Here is a 21,307-nt window from a genome sequence, read left to right as displayed (position 1 = left end):
AAGAACCCAACTTTTTGAAATTCAAATCGCATCATCAACGTTGTTTAATTTTAATTTGTAACAAACTGGAAAAGTTCCTCTACTTTTTCTAACCTATTAGTTGCTAACTTTGAGTCTCCTTTATCCAGAATCTCCTCAAGAGTTTTCGGTTCATATTGATCAAGCAAATATGGAGGGATCGATCTAATTTCTGGTACTTCCTTTAATACGATCTCCTTTATCGGCGGAATATCCAGCAATTCCTTAAGCTTTGTATGTCTAGTAAATTCTTTTACATATGAGGTAGTAGGTAAATAAGTAAATTGCCATGTTCCACTGTTCAATTCAATGATTACTTCATTTTCTTGTTGGATCATTTCTACCTCATCACCAACTATACTAACAAGCTGTTTAGTAGCATCAGGCAGGATAAGTGTAGCAGTTGAATTAAACGGGATTTCAACTTTAATATCCAAAAGCCCATTCTCTTGTATTTGCCATGAGACATAATAATTTCCTGATGCTGTATTCATATTCCCTTTTACCCATTTCATTCTCCAATGCGGTTTAGGGGCAATGATAGCATGTTTAAAGCCAGGTTTCGTTTCATCAGGGTTTATCCCGACCATATATCGATACATCCATTCTGCAATTGATCCATATGCATAATGGTTTAGCGAATTCATTCCTTCAGGATTCATCTTTCCATCAGGCATAACAGAGTTCCATCTCTCCCAAACAGTTGTTGCTCCTAACTTAATGGCGTACAACCAGCTAGGGTAATCTTCGTTAAGTAGTAATGTATAGGCCAAATCATTGTGTCCATATTTAGATAGAACCTGACAAATATAAGGAGTTCCTACAAACCCTGTTTTCAAGTGTTTATTATCTTTCATGAAACAATTTGCTAAATCATCAGCTACTCTTTGTTTGTGATCTTCTGAGACAAGATCCATAAATAACGCTAAAACATAAGCTGTTTGAGTATCAATCGTGATTCGTCCATTAGGTGATATATATTCGTTTTGGATAGCATTCCGAATATCCTCTGCTAGTTTTTTATATTCTCGTTCAACCTCTACTTTTCCTAAAACACTAGCGGCTTTTGATACAATGTCAGCAGAGTAATAATAATAGGCAGATGCAATAAAATATTTATCTGTTCCTCCCATTGGTAGTTTGGGATTTTCTCCATCTAATGCTAGCCAGTCACCGAAATGAAACCCATTTCTCCATAAACGGTGACCACCTGATTCTTCATCAAGCTGTTTTATATAATCAACCCAAGCCTTCATACTTTGAAACTGTTGCTTTAAGATGGAGTCATCTCCATAGAAAAGGTACATATTCCAAGGAATAATTGTCGCTGCATCTCCCCAAGCACTAGAACTGGTTTCAGGTTTAAAAGGTGAAGGAATTTCAGGGACTGTCATTGGCACTGCACCATTTCTTACCTTCTGTTCTAGCCATACATCATAGCCATATTTCGTAAAGAATGAATAAACATTCATGTTGTAGGCTGCAGTTCCAGAAAATACTTGTGCATCTCCGGTCCAGCCCATTCGTTCATCTCTTTGTGGGCAATCTGTCGGTATATCAAGAAAGTTTCCTTTTTGACTCCACATGACATTCTCAAATAACTTATTAACTAGAGAGTTACTTGTCTCGATAAAACCGGTTTGTGCGAGATCTGAGTAGATGACACAACCTATAAAATCATTGATATCCAATTCACCTTGCCAACCGCTTACCTTTACATAACGAAAACCATAGAATGTAAAGTGAGGGCGCACTGTTTTTTCTTCGCCGTCAGAAATATATGTGAATTCAGCCTTTGCTTCGCGAAGATTCTCACGATAAAAGTTTCCATCTTGAAGAATTTCACCATATTGTAAGGTGACCTTTCCTCCCTTTGGTAAACGATTTGTAAATTCAATCCACCCAACCATATTTTGTCCCATGTCGATGACTTTCTCACCAGCAGGAGTATCAATTATTTCAACTGGATTCAGCTTTTCCTTTATGATAACCGGTAGACTTAGTCGAGCAGTTAGTCTATCGTTCCCGAGATCTATTTTGTTCACAGCATATTTTTCTTGATCAGAAAATGTATCATCATATATTTCACCATCATAGATTTCACTAACCAATATCTTACTTTTATGAGCATCCCAGCTTGTATCTGTTGAGATGATCTCAGTTGTACCATCCTCATATGAGAGGTGAAGCTCGGCAAGTAATGCAAACCGATCACCATAAATGTTTTCATGTCCACCTTCGAAACCAAATCTTCCTTTATACCAACCATTTCCTAACAGAACATTAATCTTATTTTCACCATTACTAAAGCTATCTGTAATATCGTACGTTTGGTATTGAATCCAATTATCATAGTCATTGTTAAACGGTGCTAAATACTCATTGCCAACCTTTGTGTCATTAATATACATTTCATAAAGACCTAATCCACAAATGTATACTCTCGCCTGTTCTACTTTTTTGGTAATCTTGATATTTTTCACAAGCTCAGGATGAATTTCAGGTGAAAGATCTGGTGTGATCCATGTTCCTGTCCATTCTTCATTCATCTTTGCGGTTTCAAACCAAGCTACATCACTTGTCGAAACGTCTCCATTATCTGCCCATACCTTTACACGCCAGTAATATCTTGAACGTGGAGTGAGTTTGAGGTTACAGAGATGTCCTAAACTACTAAGGTTCTCATCTCTTCCTGTGTCATATAAAATGTCCTCAAATGCTGGTGACAAAGCGACTTGAATTTGAGCTGCAACTTGGTTTTTTCCAGTTGCCTCGATTACTTTATAAGAAAATGTAAGGTAGTTATTGAAATGAAATCCTAATGGATTGGAAATATGATTTGTTTTTAAGTCTATTATTTTCAATCTTTGTTCCTCCCTTTCCCTTTTCATAAAACTTAATTTTATCTATTTATCTTAATAGTCCTATTTTAGCAATCGTTTACAACAACGGAAATATCAAAAGCGAGTGAATGTTTGCTTGAATCAAAGATTCACTTATAAAAACAATGTATTTTTAAAAGAGGATTCTTGTTTTTGTTTAATTACTAAGTCAAATAATAAACTTGGAGTAATTCCTTAACTATAATTCAAAACGCTCTCATTTTGACAATGTACTATTTGTTTTCTATATTTATATAAGTCGGTCTTCATAACATATCAGGGGGAAACTTCATGGCAAATAAATCAGATTCTCGAGAAAAAATACTTCAAACAGCATCACGCCTTTTTCAGTTGCAAGGTTATCATGCAACAGGATTAAATCAAATAATCAAGGAAAGCGGTTCACCTAAGGGATCTCTTTATCATTACTTTCCTAACGGAAAAGAAGAGCTTGCCATCGAAGCAGTTAAATATACAAGCATTTACATTGAAACAAAGCTACAGGGATTTATGGATGAGGTGCCAGATCCTATAGAAGCTATTCAAGCCTTTATTCACGAAACTGCTAACCAATTCAATAACCCTCAAAATATTGAGGGAATCCCAGTCGGTTTGCTAGCAAGTGAAACCGCCTTAATAAGTGAGCCTTTGCGTATGGTATGTGTAGAGTCCTTTAAAAAATGGGAAACAATTCTTGCTAAAAAGTTAATTCAAAATGGGGTCCAAAACGAACAGGCAATTAAAGTAGGAATGTTATTAAACTCCATGATTGAAGGTGGAATTTTACTCTCTTTAGCAAATAAGGATAAAACACATCTTCTTACCATAGCTGAAACAATTCCTTTGTTATTAACAAAAAAAGGGTAGCATTTTTAGCCCCTTTACACTACTATTATATAGACTGGTCTATTTTATTTTATTACATATCAATGATTAGAGAGGAGAAATGTTATGTTCAAGAATGTATTACCAGAAGAAAAAGCACCTTATTTACTCAGAAGTGGAGAGGGAAAACGATACCTGTTAGGTAGACAGGTTGCAATTGTCATGGCAGATCCAAAAAGTACAGGTAATATTTTTGAAATGGTGTTAATTTCTGGAGGAAAAGAAGATGCTTTCCCTTCACATCTTCACCATCATACACATGAAGGCATTTTAGTACTTGATGGCAGACTTGAACTAACCCTTAACGAAGAGAGATATCTACTTACTGCTGGGGATTACGCCCATATTCCTGCTGGAACAATCCACAGCTATCGAATGAAGAGCCATAGAACCCGGTTTGTTTCTTACATGACAAAAGGTGAAGCTGCTACCCTTTATTCGATCATAGGAAAACCGTACGATAAAGTTGAGTATCCCCCACACGAAAGCAGTGAGCTTCCTTCTGAAGGCTTCCGCGAGGCTGAAGCTAAGGCTGATGTGAGCTTTATCCTTGAAGATAAACCAGCAAGTACTGCTACACTTGTTAAAAATTCTATTCGACCTGATCAAGTAATTCCTTATGTACTTGAATCTGGTGAAGGAGATCGCCTTTTGACTGGTGACCAATTGCATAGAATTGTCGCTGCCCAAACGAATACTGAAGGACAATTTATTATCGTTTCTTCTGAAGGCCCTAAAGGTGATCGAATTGTAGACCATTACCATGAGCATCATACAGAAACCTTTTTCTGTCTCGAAGGCCAGATGACAATGTGGGCAAATGGAGAGGAAATCCAATTAAATCCCGGGGACTTCCTGCATGTTCCGGCTCATACAATCCATTCATACCGACTAGACTCTCATTACACCAAAATGGTAGGCTTGTTGGCTTCGGGTCTGTTTGAACCATTTTTTCGTACTTTAGGTGATCCATATGAACATTATATTTTCCCGAGCGAGCCTCAGCCTCTGCGTTTTGACAGAGTCATGCAAACTATTGATAAATTAGATTTGAAAGTTGTCAGTAAATAACTCAAAATCAGAGAATCAAAAATCTATTTTATAGTTAAACATGAACAAGAGAGAAACCTTCCCATCTTGCTCATGTTTAATTGTATTTGATTTACATTTTTGAATAAGGAGAAAAAAATGAGTCAAACAAATTCAATGGTCGATCAACAACATAGAGAAAAGCTTATCTTGGTTCTTGCTTTCGCATTAGTTATTTCAGTGATGAATTCTACCATGTTCAATATGGCTATCCCAACTATTACAAAGGAATTCGGACTTCAGCCATCCCAGGCCGGATGGATTGTAACTGGCTATATTATCGTTTATGCGATTGGTTCAGTCATGTATGGAAAATTAGCAGATTGCTACAAACTTAAAAATCTAATTACCGTAGGATTAGTCTTTTTTGCGGTGGGATCAATCATTGGTTTTACAGCAGCTAGTTTTAAGATGATTGTAGCTGGACGGATACTTCAAGCAATGGGGGCATCGGTTATGCCAGCGACCTCTATGATTATTCCAACTCGTTACTTTTCCATTGAAACTAGAGGAAGAGCACTAGGGATTACTTCAGCGGGAATGGCTTTAGGAACAGCAATTGGACCTATTGTTGCTGGTCTTGTAACCAGCTTTATTAGCTGGAATTATCTGTTTATTATTTCCCTTTTAGCCTTGACCACCCTTCCCTTTTTTCGAAAATACCTAGATAATGACACACCGAAAGAAAAATCAAAGACAGATTTGATTGGGGCTGGGTTACTTGCGGGCACTCTAGCTTTCCTGTTACTGGCTATTACCCAAGGTTCACTATTATATGCGATAGTAGGAGTTATTCTCGTTACTTTATTTATTTGGAGAATTAACACCACAAATGAACCTTTCATTGAAATAAAACTATTCAAAAACAAAAAGTACACGATTGGTATTCTTGTGTCTGGCTTAAGCTCAGGGATAGGATTCGGGATTCCCTATTTAACACCACTCCTACTACAAGGTATAAATGGTTTATCACCTCTTGTTAGCGGATTAGTTATGTTTCCGAGCGCTTTATTGGCAGCTATATTAGGTAAAAAAGCTGGCAAACTAGCAGATATAAAAGGAAATAACTATTTAACCTATACAGCGTTATTAAACTTTTTCCTTGGATACAGCCTTTTATCCTTTATGGTAGGATTATCTTCTTTAATCATTATGGTTGTTTTGGTATTTGCTTGTGTTGGCCAAACATTCATTCAAATCGCATTAGCAAATACCGTTTCCCGTACATTACCGAGAGAACATGCAGGGGTGGGAATGGGAGTTTTTATGATGACAAACTTCATCGCAGGTGCTACTGCTACTACATTAATAAGCAAAGCATTGGAAATTAAACATTCTGCCCTTCATTTAAATCCTTTTTTACAAAATCAAGATAGCTTGAACTTTAGCTATATTTATGCTGTATTGGCTTTACTAATAGTAATTGTATTCATAATCTACTCCAGTAATTTCAGAGAGATTACTAGTCGGAAAATCGTAAGTAAGAATATAAATTAAGATTTTAAAAGATGGAGTTACTTAAAGAGCTATTCGAATGAATATACTTTAAACCTAGTTATAATTTTTCCGATAATCTCTTAAATGTAAGTGACATTATGCATACTGAACTATCATTTAAAATGCAAAAGAGCTCACCTTATTTTTGATGAAGTCAGTTGTATAATTCAATAATATGAGTAAGCCCGATTTCTCTATAATTCAAGAAGTAATCGGGCTTTTTAAAACGAGTATTTCTTTACCCTTGTCAGTATGCTATAGCTACTACTACTACTACTACTACTACTACTACTACTACAATATAGAGGACTTTCACTTTTAGAACCACGCGGGAAAACAGTGTAAAATTCATAATCTTTTAAAACTATCATTCTATAATTCTTATTGGGCCTTATAAATCGATTTCATCGTGCTCTCTTTATCGTATTGTGCACGGAAATGCTCCTCCAATTCTTCAAGCGTACGTCCATTTGTTTCTGGCATAAATTTATACACAAAACTAATTCCTAATAAGCCCAATGCAACGAAAATAAAGAATGTCGTAGATAAACCTACAGAGCTTAGCAATATCGGAAAAGCAAAACCAATAATAAAATTTACGATCCATAGGAAAAATATACTTATACCAGACCCAAGGCCTCTTAACCTTTGTGGGAATATTTCAGCAATAACTAACCATGTAACAGGTCCAACACACCCTTGCATAAAGGCAAGGAATAACACTGTCAAAGAAAGCACTATATACGGGAGTACAGCAGAACCATCAAGTACCATTGAGAATATCGCAATAAGTAAAAGTGCTGTAGTGGTACCACACAAACCAATAATCAACATTGGACGACGGTTAACCTTACCAATCAGCCAGATACCGAATATTACCGCAATGACTGATATAACTCCATTGGCAATGTTAGCGATTAATGCCGCCTTCGTACCGAAACCAGACTCTTGAAGAATTTGAGTTCCATAATACATTATTGAGTTGACACCTGTAATTTGATTCACAACGGCAACCCCAATTCCAATTAACAAAATACGTCGTAACCATGGTGTTGAAAAGTCTTTGAAAGACGCCTTCTTAAGTTCTGAATCTTTTTCTACTGCTTTTTCAATTACATTAAATTCAAATTTAGCTCGTTTCTCGTCACGTATTTGTTTAAGGACACTCAATGCCTCACTTTTCTTTCCTTTTGAAGTAAGCCACCTAGGACTCTCTGGAACAAAGAGCATACTTACAAATAGTATTAGTGCTGGAACTGCACTAAGGACAAGCATATATCGCCAAACATGGTCAGTATCAGCCATAGTAACACCAAGAATAGCATTGAAAACATAAGCTAATAGTTGCCCACCAACAATCATAAGTTCATTTTGGGTAACCATCCGCCCTCTTTTCTCATGGGGTGCCATTTCAGCTAAAAAGGCCGGTACCATAGATGATGCTCCTCCAACAGCAAGCCCGAGTAAAAAGCGAAAGACAACCATAGTTGAAACATTCGGAGCAAATGTAGTTCCAAGTGATGCTAACAAGAATAAGAATGATAGATTAAGGATCATCTTACGACGGCCATAGCGGTCTGCTAATTTACCGCATACTAATGCACCAAGTGCTGCTCCAAATAGAAGTGAACTTGTAACAAGACCTTCTGTAACTGGTGTTAGATTAAGTTGGTCAGGTTGGGCCATAAAAGGTAAAGCTCCATTTATTACACCAGTGTCATATCCAAAGAGAAGCCCACCAAATGTTGCTGATATCATAATAATTTGTAAATAAGCTTTATGACTCATTTGTTTCTTACTCATTCTAGTACTCATGATTATCCTCCTTAGCTGTTCACTAATTTAAATTTTACTTCATTATGAAATTAACAATTATTAAGGATAAAATATTTGATAGCGTTTTCAGTTTTACTTAATGAAAGTAAACAAAAATTAAACTGTTTCCTTTAGTCTTTATTTCTTATCTATAACTTCATGAGGACATTTGTTTTAAATAAAATTTTCTATAAGGCCTTTGAACGACACTTTCAAAGACCTTATTCCAATTGAACTTTTATCCCACTTATTGGTATTCAACCCAAACAGCACCATTATCTGCAGACCTTACACAGTTTTCAACCCATCGAACACCTTCTACCCCTGCCTGAATACCTGGGTACCAAACATCTTCTAATGTTTCTCCACGATCTTTTGCATTCATCGCTTTTGCAAATCGAGAATAAAGATTAGACCATGCTTCAAACAAGCCTTCTGGATGACCTCCACCTATACGATCATCGATAAGTGCTTCAGAATAAAGATAATCCATTCCACGATCTAAAATCATTGCTGGTTTACCTTGGACTTCATATCTTAACTGATTAGGATGTTCATCCCACCATTCAATACTAGCTTTTGAACCTATGATTCGAATTGTTTGTCCATGCATAGAGCCAGCATTAACGCAAGAAGACCACACCGTCCCCATGGCACCGTTTTCATATTCCATAATAGTAAAAGCATTGTCCTCTAGAGGTGAGCGGCTTTTCACAAAACTTTGACGAGAACACATCAACTTTTTAATCTTTAAGTTTGGTAGCATGACCTCAGATAAATACAAAGGATGTGTTCCTAAATCACCTAAGACATAACTTGGTCCTGCAACTTTTGGATCAACACGCCATTTAGTACTTGCATTATTCTTTTCGACAGCAGTAGAATGGAAACCATGTGCAAACTGCATTTTCACAATACGTATGTCTCCTAAGTCCCCATTTTCAATCATTTTACGCGCTTGTTCAATCATCTGGTGTCCTGAATATCCATAGGAAATGCCAACCACTAAATTTTTCGCATAAGCAAGTTCTTCTAATTCAATTGCTTCTGTAGTTGTAAAGCATAGAGGTTTTTCACACACAACATGCAATCCAGCAATTAATGCAGCTTTTGTAATTTCATAATGTGTTCCATTTGGAGTTGCTATTGAAACAGCCTGAATACCATCTTCACGCTTTGCTTCTGCTTCAAACATTGTTTTGTAGTCAGCGTAGCACCTTTCTGGGTCAACATGTAAATTCACTCCAAAATCTTTCCCACGTTCTGGATCTATATCAAAGGCACCTGCAACCAATTCAAAATTATGGTCACGTAACGCAGAAGATCGATGTATGTAACCAATTTGACTTCCGCGTCCACCACCTACCATGCCCCAACGTATAGGATTTTCTATATTTTTTTCACCATTTATCATCTTTCATTTCTCCTTTTCTCGTAATCTATTTTCAATCAATATCCAACACGCTTTAAATAATCAACACTTTGTTTTACATCACGTAAACTAGTATTAGAGTTTCTAGGGTCACGTTCTTGTTCAATTGTGATATACCCGCGGTAATTTATATCTTTTAACAAATGATAAATAGCATTATAATCAATGATTCCTTGTCCGATTGGGCACATTACCCCTCTTGCACAAGCATCAAAAAAACGAATTCTTTCTCCGATAACTTGATGATATATTTCTAGATCAATATCCTTAAAATGAATATAATCTAGTCGATCTGAGTAATCTCTGAGCCACTGAACCGGATCCATTTTTGAATAGTATAAGTGCCCAGTATCCAGGCAAAGTCCGGCTATTTCATAAGGAATATCTTTGATAAGTTTTTTGATTTCGTCTTCATATTCAATATAACCGCCAGCGTGTGGATGGATTACTGGCCGTACTCCAAACTTATTCCATGCCCGTTCTGAAAGAATTCGAATATGATTCATCATATTGTTCCATTTCTGTGTAGATAACCTTTTTGCCCTATCAGGATGGCCAGCATTAAAGTCTCTTTCATCATGTCCCCAATCAATAATAACTAAATAAGGGGGGGAAAATCGGTTACCTTCTTCCATTGGTGACTTTGGAAGCTTGGTTACCAAAGAACAAATATCATCCACCTGAGATAATAACTTTTCTAAGTTATTTTCTGATACTAGATCATCAAAAATGGTCCCCGCAATAATATTTAAATTATTTTTAGTTAGCTCCGCTTGTACTCTCTTAATATCCATAGGCATATAACCATATGGTCCTAATTCAATCCCTTTATAACCAGCTTGTGATGCCTCTTGTAATACTTTCTCCCATGGTGGAAGAAATGGATTTTTCGGATCATCGACGCCCCAGCAACAAGGGGCTCCTGAAATTTTAATACTCATTTAAAACACCTCCAAAACTAATACTTTCATTATAAATTTTATTAAAATTAAACGCTTTCATTATATTGTTTAATTTAAGCAGATTTTTCATATATATAAATGGAAACTTTCACAATCTTGTTTTTAATTGTTTTAGAGGTTTTAAATTATCAAAACGGAAAATTATCTAAGTTTACGGGAGGAGGATAAATACGTAGTGTTTTAAGCTGAAGAAAGGTATAACATTAAACTTACTTAAGAAGGTTGGCAAAAAGTTTAAGGAAAAAATAAAAAGCAAATAGTGGGTCACTATTGCTTTTTGTAAGTAGTTTTATCTATTTAACGTAAGAGATCTAATTTTCACTCCACAACTGACGATATTTCTTTGGAGACATACCTACAGTTTTAGAAAAGAGTGTCGCGAAGTAGCTAGTATTATCATAACCAACCATACCAGCAATCTTTGTAATACTATCATTTGTGTTGATAAGTAATGACTGTGCTTCTCCAATACGACGTCGGATAATATATTGAATCGGTGAAAAGCCTGTAGATTTCTTGAAAACATGGACTAAATAATAAGTACTTATGTGAAATCGTTGAGAAAGGGATTTTAAATTAATATCTTCCTGATAATGTTTATCTATGTAAGATTTAATATCACATAGTAATACTGATTCTTCAGATTTTGATAATACGAAGTTCTCTTGTGGAATTTGTAAAATAAGCGTAATTAGTGCTCGAAGCAAATAACTGCAAATTTCCTCTGCACCAGGTTTTTCCTTCGAAATTTGTGAATACATCATCTCTAGCAATGATTCAATATTCGAAGCATACTCCCCACTATGCAAAACATATGATTGTTCTTTTGAAATCAAATGGTTTCTTGGTAAACCAGCCAGCTTAACATCTGTAATGCCACAGCAAAACACACTCATATTCGTGTCAGAATCTCCGTTTCCGTATTCATCGTGAAGAACACCATTATTATAAATTAAAATATCACCTTTTTTGGTTTTATAATTTCGATCACCAATCAAATGACTGCCCTTTCCCTCTTTAACAAAAATGATTTCCATAATATCATCATGCATATGCATAGTTCGGGGGAATCTTGTATGGGTATCATCAACATTACAAATGTAGAGCAATTTAGGAACTAAACTATTATCAAAACTAGGATTCAAGTCTTTCTTAACAAAATACTGAGTCATTATTTCCCCCCCACCATTATCCTAGCTGTAAATGACCTTATATAGACTATCAGATTAAATATAAAATAACTCACTCTAGCTACATTCTTAGATAATTTCCTGAGTACTCTCTTTATCTTTTAATATTCCATATTTTTTTCAATAATATCACTTCCCTTATTGGAACTACAAGTATGCCTACCGAAAATTTGTCATTCCCCTATAAGTCTTGGACAGTCAGTTTCAAAATTAAATAACCCGAATAATCAAGCTTAGATTGTGCTTCCATTCGGGTTATTTATATTAAATATTTAGTTAGTAAACATCACTCATCACATTTTCAGAAATAATTAATGATGGTTCAGTTGAATTAATAATATCCTGAACACGATAACCTTTTGCAACTTCGATTAGCTTCAACCCTTCCTGTGTCACATCTAATACAGCACGATCTGTAATAATTCGATCAACGACCTTTTGACCAGTTAAAGGTAAGGAGCACTTATTCAATATTTTCGGCTCCCCCGCTTTATTAACATGTTCCATGATGACAATAATTTTTTTAGCTCCGTGCACTAAATCCATCGCACCGCCCATCCCTTTAATCATCTTTCCTGGGATCATCCAGTTCGCTAAGTCTCCAGTTTCTGAAACTTCCATTCCACCTAAGATTGCTAGATCAATATGACCTCCTCGTATCATGGCAAATGATTCTGCATTACTAAAGAAACTTGCTCCCTGAATTGCTGTCACTGTTTCTTTTCCAGCATTAATTAAATCTGGATCAACTTCCCCTTTCGTAGGAAAAGGACCAATTCCTAACAAACCATTCTCTGACTGTAAAACAACACTTTTATGGTCAGAAATATAATTGGCAACCATTGTCGGCATTCCAATTCCTAAATTTACGTAAAACCCATCTTGAATTTCTCTTTCAGCCCTTTGCGCAATTTGTATTCTTACGTTATTCGTCATTATTAAACCTCCTAATTCCTATTAAGCTTGAATGGTAAGACGTTCAATTCGCTTTTCATGCTCACCAGCAATCAGTCCCTGCACATAAATACTAGGCGTATGAATTCCGTCAGAGTCTAGTTCACCGACTTCGACAATTTCTTCTACCTCTGCGATTGTGAACTTTCCCGCAGTAGCCATTATAGGATTAAAGTTTTGAGCAGTTTTTCTGTAAATCACATTGCCCATTTTATCTGCTTTCCAAGCTTTTATTAAACTAAAATCAGCAGTTAGGGCCTCTTCAAGTAAATAATCTTTACTATTAAACTCTCGTATTTCCCTTCCTTCAGCAATTGGCGTTCCTACTCCTGCTGGGGTATAAAAAGCAGGAATACCTGCTCCACCAGCTCTGATTTTCTCTGCTAAAGAACCTTGTGGGGTTAGCTGAACCTCTAATTCTCCACTTAATACTTGTCTCTCAAACTCTTTATTTTCCCCAACGTAGGATGATATCATCTTCTTAATTTGCTTATTTTTTAAAAGTAGGCCGAGTCCCCAATCATCTACTCCACAATTATTTGAAATAACCGTTAAATCTTTAACATTACTTTCACAAAGGGCTTTAATCAGATTCTCTGGTATCCCTACAAGTCCAAATCCTCCAACCATTAGCGTCATTCCGTCTTTGATTTCTTTAACTGCATCTTCGAAACTAGTGAATATTTTTTTCATTTCTAAACTCCTCTCTTTTCATATTTTTCTATAATCGTTGCTCTATTTGATCTCCATGAATTCCCGCTTGCTCTATCACAGCTTTAATAACGATTGACCCTAACTGAACTGCACTAATGTTTTTTAAACTTCCTCCAAAAAGATCAATCGGAGTTATTAAAGCGCTTACAATCACTACTTCATTTGGATGCATATTCGCTGTTCCCCTTTTCTAAGAGTAAATTCTGAATTTTCACTATCTATTTACTTAATAATTTACAGTATTTTTATTTATGAGTAAAATGAATAATAGTTATAAAATTTATTCCACATTAGAATAAAAGGTGATTTCTTTGGAATTGAAGGATCTACGATATTTTACTGAAGTAGCAAATTACGGTAGCTTTACAAAAGCAGCTGCAAATACCTATATATCTCAGCCAACATTGAGTAAATCGATTAAAAAATTAGAGTCTGAGCTCAAAGTAGAGTTATTTGAGCGCTCTACACGTAAATTAATGCTGACCGATGCTGGAGAAATTGTTTATAAACAAGCTATTAAAATATTAGGTGCGACGGATGAACTCTCTACATTACTAGATGATTTAATGAATTTGCCAACTGGCGATATTAAAATAGGTATCCCTCCTTTAATTGGGACGCTATTTTTTCCAACAATAGCGAAAAACTTTGGAATCCTTTATCCAGAGGTTTCATTAGAATTAATCGAGCTTGGGGCAAAGAGGATTGAACATTTAGTAGATCAAGGGGAAGTCGATATAGGGATTATTGTATTACCCTCAGATAAAACTAAATTTAATACCCTACCTTTTATAAAAGAACAATTTATGCTTTATACATATAAAGAGCATATTTTGGCAGAAAAAAAGGCAGTCGAGCTCCTACAATTGGCGGAAGAAAACTTTATTCTGTTTAATCGAGAATTTGCATTACATGAACTAATCATTAATCATTGCCAAAAAGCTGGATTTTACCCAAACATCGTATATGAGAGCTCCCAATGGGATTTAATAACTGAACTCGTTAGATCTGAATTAGGTATTACTCTTTTACCTAAATCTATATTTGCAAAGATGGATCAAAACGCAATTAAAATGATTCCACTATCATCTCCACCTATGTGGGAACTTGGAATAATTACAAAAAAGGACCGGTACCAATCATTTGCAGTAAGGTCACTTCTACAGTTTATTACAGAAGAATTTTCAGGAACAAAAGAGCAAGCGCCTTGATCAGCCTCAGGCAAATAAGATGATTTAGAATAAAAGGCGTTCTTTCCATTCACTACTAGATGGCTTGACAGGGTTTGCCAACCGCCGCTGCTTTGACTAGGCATTAGAGAGAGAATGAAATAAACAAATGAATCTGACTCATTACTATTGTAATGCTTCCAAGTAGTACAGTAGAGCAAGCAATCCGCTAGGGCTAATTCTATTCAAGAAGCAGTAAAATACGCTAACATCGCCCATAAGGGATCAAAAATAAGTAATTATCTTACATTAAGTATAGGTGTTACGAAACTAATCGTTACGCCAATGAACAATCCTGCTGATCTAATAATTGAAGCTGATAAAGCATTGTACGACGCCAAAAGAAATGGTAGGAATCGGTTTAATGTACAAGCTTGAATGTAAACTTCTTTTTCATAGCTTTTTAATAGTAGGATTGAGTACAAAGTAGCTTTAAATTAACTGTTGAATAAAAAAGAGAGGTGAGCACTTAATTAATCTTAGGCGCTCACCTCTAACTGTATATTCTTTTTTTGATATATAATAACGATTTATAGTTTTTTAGCTGTTACATCTTGAACCGCATCAGAAATAACTGCCATTTTCTGTATCCCACAATAAAGTAAAACCCCTATATCCTAATCCATTTCCTTCTTCATCACAACTTGATTAAAAAACATCTGACTCATGTAATAAATCATATACGCTAACGGACTACCTACAATAAATATCATCGCTGGATACGTATATATAATTGCCAAACCTATTGCTGCAATTAGTAATAAAACAATCGTTAGGATCGGATTCATAAGCGAAAAGAAGAAAGCATTTCTTATAACTACTTTCCAGCTTAATTCAAAATGGACCATTGTGGGAAATAGATAAATAGAGATGGAACAAAACAAGACGACACCTATTATTAAGACGATATAAAGGATAAGATGGATGATTGAGCTATTAGGATGAATAACTATATAATCAAAATATAAAAAAGTGGCTACTAAACCCCAATAGATCGAGATAACCAAGCTTTGTTTAAAATTTTCATTAAACATGGTAAAGAAATCTTTTATAATTCCTTGAGAATCCTTTTGTAGCTGTCGTTTTCGGATCACACCAAACATTGCAGCAGTTGCTGGAAAAAACGTAAATAGGGGGATTGAGGTTAACACCCATAATAAATTTAATATAAAATAATCAACAATTGTAGTTAACGTATTAAATAGTCTATTCTCAATCATTCTTCATCCCCCTATTACAGATTTTCATTATTTACTCCAAGTAGATCTTAGAGTATATAGTTCTAACGAATTTATTTTCACATTTCCACCTTTAGCATACAATTCTAGATCTTGACTGTTTTCATTCGGGAAGATTAAGTCTGTTAACACCAGTTCACCATCATTTCCAAATACTTCGACAGAAGACCAATCAACGAATATATGCAGGTTAATTTTATTGTCTTTTGGAACTAATTCACCATCATGTATCCCTGCAAAAGAATCATTAAAGCTAGAATCCCCAGATTTAGTACGATCCAAAAATAGCTTTTTCTGTTCTACATGATATCCAATAATTGTTTCAGCACTATCTGATTTACACACTTTGAACCCAAATTCATCTGCTCCTCCTAGTTCAAACTCTACAACTATTTCAAAAGCATTGCCCTTTATATCTGATAGAAGATTGTCATTTGGTCTGATTGTTTTATTTGTAATCGTGATAGGATTTTCGCGAATTGTTTGTAATTCTTTTACAGGAGTTTGTACTAAGCACACTCCATCTTCTAGTGTTTTTAATGAAAGAACTCTTGGAATCGTCATCGCACTGCGCCACTCTTTTGTTGGGGTTACATTTGCATATCTCCAATTACTCATCCAACCAACATAAATTCTTCTCCCATCTTCATTTGGAACATCTGACCAGCTGACTCCTGCATAATTATCTCGGCCTCGGTCAATCCAGAGAATCGTCTCAGGTGAATGAATATTTGTAAATGTCTTTCCATCAAAGTCACCAATAAAATATTGCGTTCTTGATCCTTCTTCATATGTTGGATCATCACCAATACTTAAAAATAACACCCATTTTTTGTTATTTTGATCGCCATCAATCTCTAACTCAAAAAGGTCTGGACACTCCCAAACACCCTCATGTGAACCATGACCATCACCAAACTCACTAGCAAAATCCCACGTTTTTAAATCTTCTGATGTATATAATCTAACTGACTGACCTGAAGCTAATATCATAACCCATTGATTTGTTTCTTTATGCCAGAACACTTTCGGATCTCTAAAATCAGTAATTGTTTCATCTACTAGAACAGGATTTCCTTCATATTTCATCCATGTACGACCATTATCTTGACTATAGGCAATACTTTGTCTTTGTCTTGGACGTTCTGACTCAGGGTATAGATCAGCATGAGTAAAGATTGCTACTAATCCTGACTTCCCATTGAAAAATCCAGATGTATCATTCCAATCTACAACTGCACTTCCAGAAAAAATAGTCCCATTCTCATCGGGTTTAAGTGCAATAGGCAAGTGTTCCCAATGAACAAGATCCTTGCTCACCGCATGACCCCAGTGCATCGGCCCCCATGTAGTTCCATTTGGATGGTATTGATAAAACAAGTGATATTCTCCGTCATAATACACCATTCCATTTGGGTCATTCATCCAGTTAGCTTCAGGTGAAAAGTGAAACTGTGGACGATATCGTTCTGTATAATATTTTTGCTTAATCTCAATGTTGTTCATAGATTTTACTTCCTTTCTACCTAAGTGCTTATTAGTAACATTTCAAAGGCCAGATAACAAGAAACATCTGGCCTCTGAAAATACAAATCATAACTCTTCGTTAAAGCGGTCTAACCCTGTTTGATAAATTTCCATCAATTCATTTAAGCCCATATCTTCTAATTGAGCAACATAATCATCCCACTCTTCTTCAATTCCACCTTCAATTAACCATTGAGCTTCCTTCTGCTTTACAAATTCCTTAATTTCAGGTTCAATTGTGTTAATCTTTTCAAGCTCTTCGTTACTAAAGAAGATTTGTGGATAATTTTCCTCTACCATATGTGGTCTATAGTATTCCTCAAGAATTTCTAGACGTTCTTTTGCTCTTGGCTCCATATCTACAACCGAGTCAAAATGTTCCTTTAATACGACGAATGGTCCACCTGGAGCTACCTTTTGTCTAAATTCCCCCATTGCCACACCTTCTGGTAATTCTTTGTTAACTAACATACCATTCTCATCTTCTTCATAGATTTCTCCAATAGGCCCCCAGTTAATTTGAGCAGACATTTTCGGTTCATATAATTCATCGACCCAACGCATTGTAATTTCTGGATTGCTGTTTGCTGATGTGATAACAAAAGCATCTCTTCCATACTCTGAATGATTAGAACGTCCAACTCTTATTTCTCCATCTTTTCCTTTTAATGGTGGTAATACGGCATAATCTTTAACTCGATCTGGGCCAACTACCTCTGTATTTTCCCACCAAATAAATGAGCCTAATGAAGGATCTTCTGTTTTCCCTTTTGCAAATAATTGTGCTGTATCTTGTGTAACAACCTCAGGATCAATTAATCCTTCTTTCACCCAATTATGATAATAAGCAATTGCTTCTTTGTATTCTGGTTGTGTAGCAGCATAAATCACCTTACCATCTCGTACAACGCGGTGATCAGCTTCAAATGGTGAATCAGGAAGACCAAATAAACCGATCAAATCTCCTTCATTTCCACACCAGCCATTAAACCAAAACGTTAAACCAATTTCATCTTGCTTACCATTTCCATTTGGATCCTTCTCTTTGAAAGCTTTTAGCACATCATGATATTCTTCCAATGTTGTCGGCATTTCAAGACCTAGTTTATCTAACCATGTTTGGTTAATATACATGATATTTGGCATACCGACCAAATCCATCTCTTCAGCACGAGGTAATGAATAGATATGCCCGTCTGGTGCTGTTACCATTTGTTTTAATTCTGGTCTTTCTTCAAATAATTTCTTTAAATTTGGTGCATATTTATCGATCAAATCTTCTAAAGGAATAATGGTTCCGTTTTGTCCATGCTGCATGAGATCTTTGTCTGTAAAGCCAGAAGCATAAAAGGCATCTGGTAAATCACCACTTGCTAGTAATAGATTTTTCTTTTCTTGGTATCCATCTGCAGGGATATTATTCCACTTTATTTTCACATTTGTTGCTTCTTGGAGTCTATCAAAAATAACCATTTCAGAGTAATCAGGAGCTAACGCTGCCTTGGGAGAAACAAAATTTAATGTCACCTCTTTTTCAACAATAGGTAACCCTGTTTCATTAAATTTAGCTGCTTCTTCGTTCACCTTACTGCTTGTGTCATTGCTTGAACAACCTGTTAATGCAAGTGCAGTACTTAAACCGATGGCTAAAATTGCTGATGTTTTCTTTTTCTTATTTCTTTCCATACTTCTTTTCATAGATCTAATCATTTCATTTTCCCCCTCAAAGTCTAGTATTCAATGTTCAGGTGAGTAAAAGATTTGACCATCTCACCCTATAAAAGAACTTGCTAATTTATTAACCTTTGATTCCACCAATCATTACTCCCTTAACAAAGTACTTTTGGACAAATGGATACAAGATTAATAGTGGAATTGAAGCTACTATGATCACACCGTATTTAATTAACTCTGAAACTCTTTGTTTTGCAGCAAGTGAATCAAGATCGCTAATCATTTGAGTTGATGCTTCATTCTGAATTAAGATATTTCGTAATATCAATTGAAGTGGATACAAATCTTCATTATTCAAATAAATTAATGCATCAAAGTAAGAGTTCCAATGCCCCACTGCATAAAATAAAACCATAACTGCAACAATTGGTTTTGATAAAGGCACGACAATCTTCCAAAAGAATTTTGCATCAGAACAACCATCCATTTTTGCTGCCTCTAACAGCTCGTTCGGTATAGAAGTTTGGAAATAGGTTCGAGCAACAATAACATTCCACACAGCTACAGCTTTAGGTAGGATTAGAGCCCACATCGTATTAAGTAAGCCTAAATCCTTAACTACTAAATAAGTAGGGATTAATCCACCAGAGAAAAACATTGTAAATAGAAACAAAAACATAATTAAGTTTCTTCCATATAAATCCCTTCGTGACAATGCATACGCTGCCATTAATGTAAAAGAAACATTTACAATTGTTCCAACAAATGTATAAATAATCGAGTTCTTATAGCCTAGCCAAATCTTGCTGTCGTTAAATATCCTTTGATATCCTTCAAACGTGATCTCTTTTGGTAAAAACCATACTTTCCCTTCGTAGATCATGTTAGGATTACTAATTGAAGCAATGACAATAAAGTAAAGAGGGTAAACAACTAAAATAACCATGATTGCTACGAGGAATATATTGATCAAATCGAAGACTTTATCTTCTTTTGATCGTCTTGTTGTTCTTTTCATTGCTAGTAAACTCATAATCTTTTAACCTCCTTTTACCAAAGTCCTTGACCAGATAATTTCTTCGCAAACTTATTAACTGCTACCAATAAAATTAAGTTAATAATAGCGTTAAACAATCCAACTGCTGCAGCAAAGCTATATTGAGCTTGTTGTAAACCGAGCTTATAAACATATGTTGGTATAATTTCAGCTGCTGGTTGGTTTAAAGGCGTTTGCAATAAGTAAGCCTTCTCAAAACCGATATTCATCATATTCCCTACTGACAAGATTAGTAGAATGACTGCTGTTGGCATAATTGCCGGAATATCAACATGTAAAATCCGATGCCATTTGCTCGCTCCATCCATCACGGCTGCCTCGTGTAGCTCAGGGCTTACACCAGCAAGAGCTGCAAGATAGATAATCGCCGCCCATCCTGTTTCCTGCCATACACTTGAACCAATATAGAGTGGTTTAAACCATTCTGGTTTTGACATAAAAGAAATGGAATCCCCGCCAAATATCGTAATCATATTATTGATTAAGCCATTATTTGAAAAGAAAACATAAATCATCCCAGATAATACAACAACAGAAATGAAATGTGGCGCATATACAACTGTTTGAACAAAACGTTTATACTTCTCATGCCTAATTTGATTCATCATTAGAGCTAGAATGATTGGAAGTGGAAATCCTATGATTAGCTGTAGACCACTAAGTCCAAGTGTGTTTTTGATCAATGTCCAAAACTGGTAAGAATCGAAAAAACGCTCAAAGTGTTTAAATCCTACCCAAGGACTTCCCATAATTCCTTGCGTTGCTATAAAATCCTTGAATGCAATAACTACCCCATACATTGGGTAGTAATGAAAAACGATAAAATAAATAAGTGCTGGCAATAGAAATAAATAGAGCTGGTAATTGTTTAATATTTTTTTAAATTGTAGCTTTTTATTAGCTTTTGCATGAGTATCTAATGGTGGTAGTGTCCTTACCTCAGCTTTCATATCCTTTCCTCACTTTCAAATTGTTTTTTTATTGCTTATTATCTTCATAACTATCGAACTTACAAATAAGAGAATTACATATAGTAACAGCTTTCCTTATCACATTTTTCACGCCCTACATGCTTACAAAATGACCTAAGAATAAAACCTTAAATTTTATGTAATCCCTTACAACGAATTATATGTCATCCGGT

17 protein-coding genes and 1 pseudogene are annotated in these 21,307 nt (G+C 35.5%); 5 read left to right on the top strand and 13 right to left on the bottom strand.

Annotation, left to right across the window (positions count from 1 at the left end; translation table 11 throughout):
- Positions 1–50 precede the first annotated feature (50 nt).
- Positions 51–2,882, bottom strand: a complete 2,832-nt coding sequence (locus HUW50_RS15640; RefSeq protein WP_066324584.1) for an alpha-L-rhamnosidase — start codon at positions 2,880–2,882, stop codon at positions 51–53.
- A 309-nt stretch (positions 2,883–3,191) separates the two neighbouring features.
- On the opposite strand from HUW50_RS15640, the gene HUW50_RS15635 reads away from it, so the two are divergent.
- The 3 genes from HUW50_RS15635 (at position 3,192) to HUW50_RS15625 (ending at position 6,371) form a co-directional block, all read left to right on the top strand.
- The gene (locus HUW50_RS15635; RefSeq protein WP_066324579.1) at positions 3,192–3,767 is read left to right on the top strand and encodes a TetR/AcrR family transcriptional regulator; all 576 of its coding nucleotides are present in this window, start codon (positions 3,192–3,194) and stop codon (positions 3,765–3,767) included.
- A gap of 84 nt (positions 3,768–3,851) precedes the next feature.
- Positions 3,852–4,856 (top strand): quercetin 2,3-dioxygenase, encoded by a 1,005-nt coding sequence (locus HUW50_RS15630; RefSeq protein WP_066324576.1) that lies wholly within the window; start codon positions 3,852–3,854, stop codon positions 4,854–4,856.
- Between the two features lie 135 nt (positions 4,857–4,991).
- On the top strand, positions 4,992–6,371 hold the full coding sequence (locus tag HUW50_RS15625; protein WP_066325774.1) for an MFS transporter: 1,380 nt from the start codon (positions 4,992–4,994) through the stop codon (positions 6,369–6,371).
- 381 nt (positions 6,372–6,752) lie between these two features.
- On the opposite strand, the gene HUW50_RS15620 is transcribed toward HUW50_RS15625, so the two are convergent.
- The 7 genes from HUW50_RS15620 to HUW50_RS15590 all read right to left on the bottom strand — a co-directional run bounded on the left by HUW50_RS15620 (position 6,753) and on the right by HUW50_RS15590 (position 13,610).
- Entirely contained in the window at positions 6,753–8,174 is a 1,422-nt protein-coding gene (locus tag HUW50_RS15620; RefSeq protein ID WP_066325772.1) for a sugar porter family MFS transporter, read from the bottom strand.
- Positions 8,175–8,433: 259 nt separating this feature from the next.
- On the bottom strand, positions 8,434–9,600 hold the full coding sequence (locus HUW50_RS15615) for a Gfo/Idh/MocA family protein (protein WP_066324572.1): 1,167 nt from the start codon (positions 9,598–9,600) through the stop codon (positions 8,434–8,436).
- Between the two features lie 35 nt (positions 9,601–9,635).
- Entirely contained in the window at positions 9,636–10,559 is a 924-nt protein-coding gene (locus HUW50_RS15610; protein ID WP_066324567.1) for a sugar phosphate isomerase/epimerase family protein, read from the bottom strand.
- Positions 10,560–10,891: 332 nt separating this feature from the next.
- Entirely contained in the window at positions 10,892–11,752 is an 861-nt protein-coding gene (locus HUW50_RS15605) for an AraC family transcriptional regulator (RefSeq protein ID WP_066324558.1), read from the bottom strand.
- A 294-nt stretch (positions 11,753–12,046) separates the two neighbouring features.
- Entirely contained in the window at positions 12,047–12,706 is a 660-nt protein-coding gene (locus HUW50_RS15600) for a 3-oxoacid CoA-transferase subunit B (RefSeq protein ID WP_066324556.1), read from the bottom strand.
- 21 nt (positions 12,707–12,727) lie between these two features.
- On the bottom strand, positions 12,728–13,417 hold the full coding sequence (locus HUW50_RS15595) for a CoA transferase subunit A (protein WP_066324549.1): 690 nt from the start codon (positions 13,415–13,417) through the stop codon (positions 12,728–12,730).
- A gap of 28 nt (positions 13,418–13,445) precedes the next feature.
- Positions 13,446–13,610 carry a thiolase family protein gene (locus tag HUW50_RS15590; protein ID WP_083964419.1) on the bottom strand — a complete coding sequence of 55 codons (165 nt, stop codon included), beginning with the start codon at positions 13,608–13,610 and terminating at the stop codon, positions 13,446–13,448.
- Positions 13,611–13,749: 139 nt separating this feature from the next.
- Here HUW50_RS15590 and HUW50_RS15585 point away from each other — a divergent pair, with 139 nt between their 5' ends.
- Both HUW50_RS15585 and HUW50_RS27565 read left to right on the top strand, forming a co-directional pair.
- A complete protein-coding gene (locus HUW50_RS15585; RefSeq protein WP_066324547.1) occupies positions 13,750–14,649 on the top strand; it encodes a LysR family transcriptional regulator in 900 nt (299 codons plus the stop codon).
- Positions 14,650–14,844: 195 nt separating this feature from the next.
- A pseudogene (locus tag HUW50_RS27565) lies at positions 14,845–15,045 on the top strand (diguanylate cyclase domain-containing protein); the annotation flags it as partial.
- Positions 15,046–15,284: 239 nt separating this feature from the next.
- On the opposite strand, the gene HUW50_RS15575 reads toward HUW50_RS27565, so the two are convergent.
- The 5 genes from HUW50_RS15575 to HUW50_RS15555 all read right to left on the bottom strand — a co-directional run bounded on the left by HUW50_RS15575 (position 15,285) and on the right by HUW50_RS15555 (position 21,113).
- Entirely contained in the window at positions 15,285–15,887 is a 603-nt protein-coding gene (locus HUW50_RS15575) for a YesL family protein (RefSeq protein WP_066324542.1), read from the bottom strand.
- A 27-nt stretch (positions 15,888–15,914) separates the two neighbouring features.
- Positions 15,915–17,411: a glycoside hydrolase family 32 protein gene (locus HUW50_RS15570; protein ID WP_066324537.1), complete on the bottom strand. Its 1,497-nt coding sequence runs from the start codon at positions 17,409–17,411 to the stop codon at positions 15,915–15,917.
- A gap of 87 nt (positions 17,412–17,498) precedes the next feature.
- The gene (locus HUW50_RS15565; protein WP_066325770.1) at positions 17,499–19,118 is read right to left on the bottom strand and encodes an ABC transporter substrate-binding protein; all 1,620 of its coding nucleotides are present in this window, start codon (positions 19,116–19,118) and stop codon (positions 17,499–17,501) included.
- Between the two features lie 112 nt (positions 19,119–19,230).
- Positions 19,231–20,139 (bottom strand): carbohydrate ABC transporter permease, encoded by a 909-nt coding sequence (locus HUW50_RS15560; protein WP_066324535.1) that lies wholly within the window; start codon positions 20,137–20,139, stop codon positions 19,231–19,233.
- A gap of 17 nt (positions 20,140–20,156) precedes the next feature.
- Positions 20,157–21,113: an ABC transporter permease gene (locus tag HUW50_RS15555; protein ID WP_066324527.1), complete on the bottom strand. Its 957-nt coding sequence runs from the start codon at positions 21,111–21,113 to the stop codon at positions 20,157–20,159.
- Between the last annotated feature and the right edge of the window lie 194 nt (positions 21,114–21,307).

Source organism: Metabacillus sp. KUDC1714, from assembly GCF_014217835.1.
GTDB classification, from domain to species: Bacteria; Bacillota; Bacilli; order Bacillales; family Bacillaceae; genus Metabacillus; species Metabacillus rhizosphaerae.
This window is presented reverse-complemented; position numbering and strand designations above follow the sequence as displayed.

Coding starts and splice junctions, on each gene's coding strand:
- HUW50_RS15635 (WP_066324579.1), top strand. CDS start 3,192: ATGGCAAATAAATCAGATTCTCGAGAAAAAATACTTCAAACAGCATCA.
- HUW50_RS15630 (WP_066324576.1), top strand. CDS start 3,852: ATGTTCAAGAATGTATTACCAGAAGAAAAAGCACCTTATTTACTCAGA.
- HUW50_RS15625 (WP_066325774.1), top strand. CDS start 4,992: ATGGTCGATCAACAACATAGAGAAAAGCTTATCTTGGTTCTTGCTTTC.
- HUW50_RS15620 (WP_066325772.1), bottom strand. CDS start 8,174: ATGAGTAAGAAACAAATGAGTCATAAAGCTTATTTACAAATTATTATG.
- HUW50_RS15615 (WP_066324572.1), bottom strand. CDS start 9,600: ATGATAAATGGTGAAAAAAATATAGAAAATCCTATACGTTGGGGCATG.
- HUW50_RS15610 (WP_066324567.1), bottom strand. CDS start 10,559: ATGAGTATTAAAATTTCAGGAGCCCCTTGTTGCTGGGGCGTCGATGAT.
- HUW50_RS15605 (WP_066324558.1), bottom strand. CDS start 11,752: ATGACTCAGTATTTTGTTAAGAAAGACTTGAATCCTAGTTTTGATAAT.
- HUW50_RS15600 (WP_066324556.1), bottom strand. CDS start 12,706: ATGACGAATAACGTAAGAATACAAATTGCGCAAAGGGCTGAAAGAGAA.
- HUW50_RS15595 (WP_066324549.1), bottom strand. CDS start 13,417: ATGAAAAAAATATTCACTAGTTTCGAAGATGCAGTTAAAGAAATCAAA.
- HUW50_RS15590 (WP_083964419.1), bottom strand. CDS start 13,610: ATGCATCCAAATGAAGTAGTGATTGTAAGCGCTTTAATAACTCCGATT.
- HUW50_RS15575 (WP_066324542.1), bottom strand. CDS start 15,887: ATGATTGAGAATAGACTATTTAATACGTTAACTACAATTGTTGATTAT.
- HUW50_RS15570 (WP_066324537.1), bottom strand. CDS start 17,411: ATGAACAACATTGAGATTAAGCAAAAATATTATACAGAACGATATCGT.
- HUW50_RS15565 (WP_066325770.1), bottom strand. CDS start 19,118: ATGGAAAGAAATAAGAAAAAGAAAACATCAGCAATTTTAGCCATCGGT.
- HUW50_RS15560 (WP_066324535.1), bottom strand. CDS start 20,139: ATGAGTTTACTAGCAATGAAAAGAACAACAAGACGATCAAAAGAAGAT.
- HUW50_RS15555 (WP_066324527.1), bottom strand. CDS start 21,113: ATGAAAGCTGAGGTAAGGACACTACCACCATTAGATACTCATGCAAAA.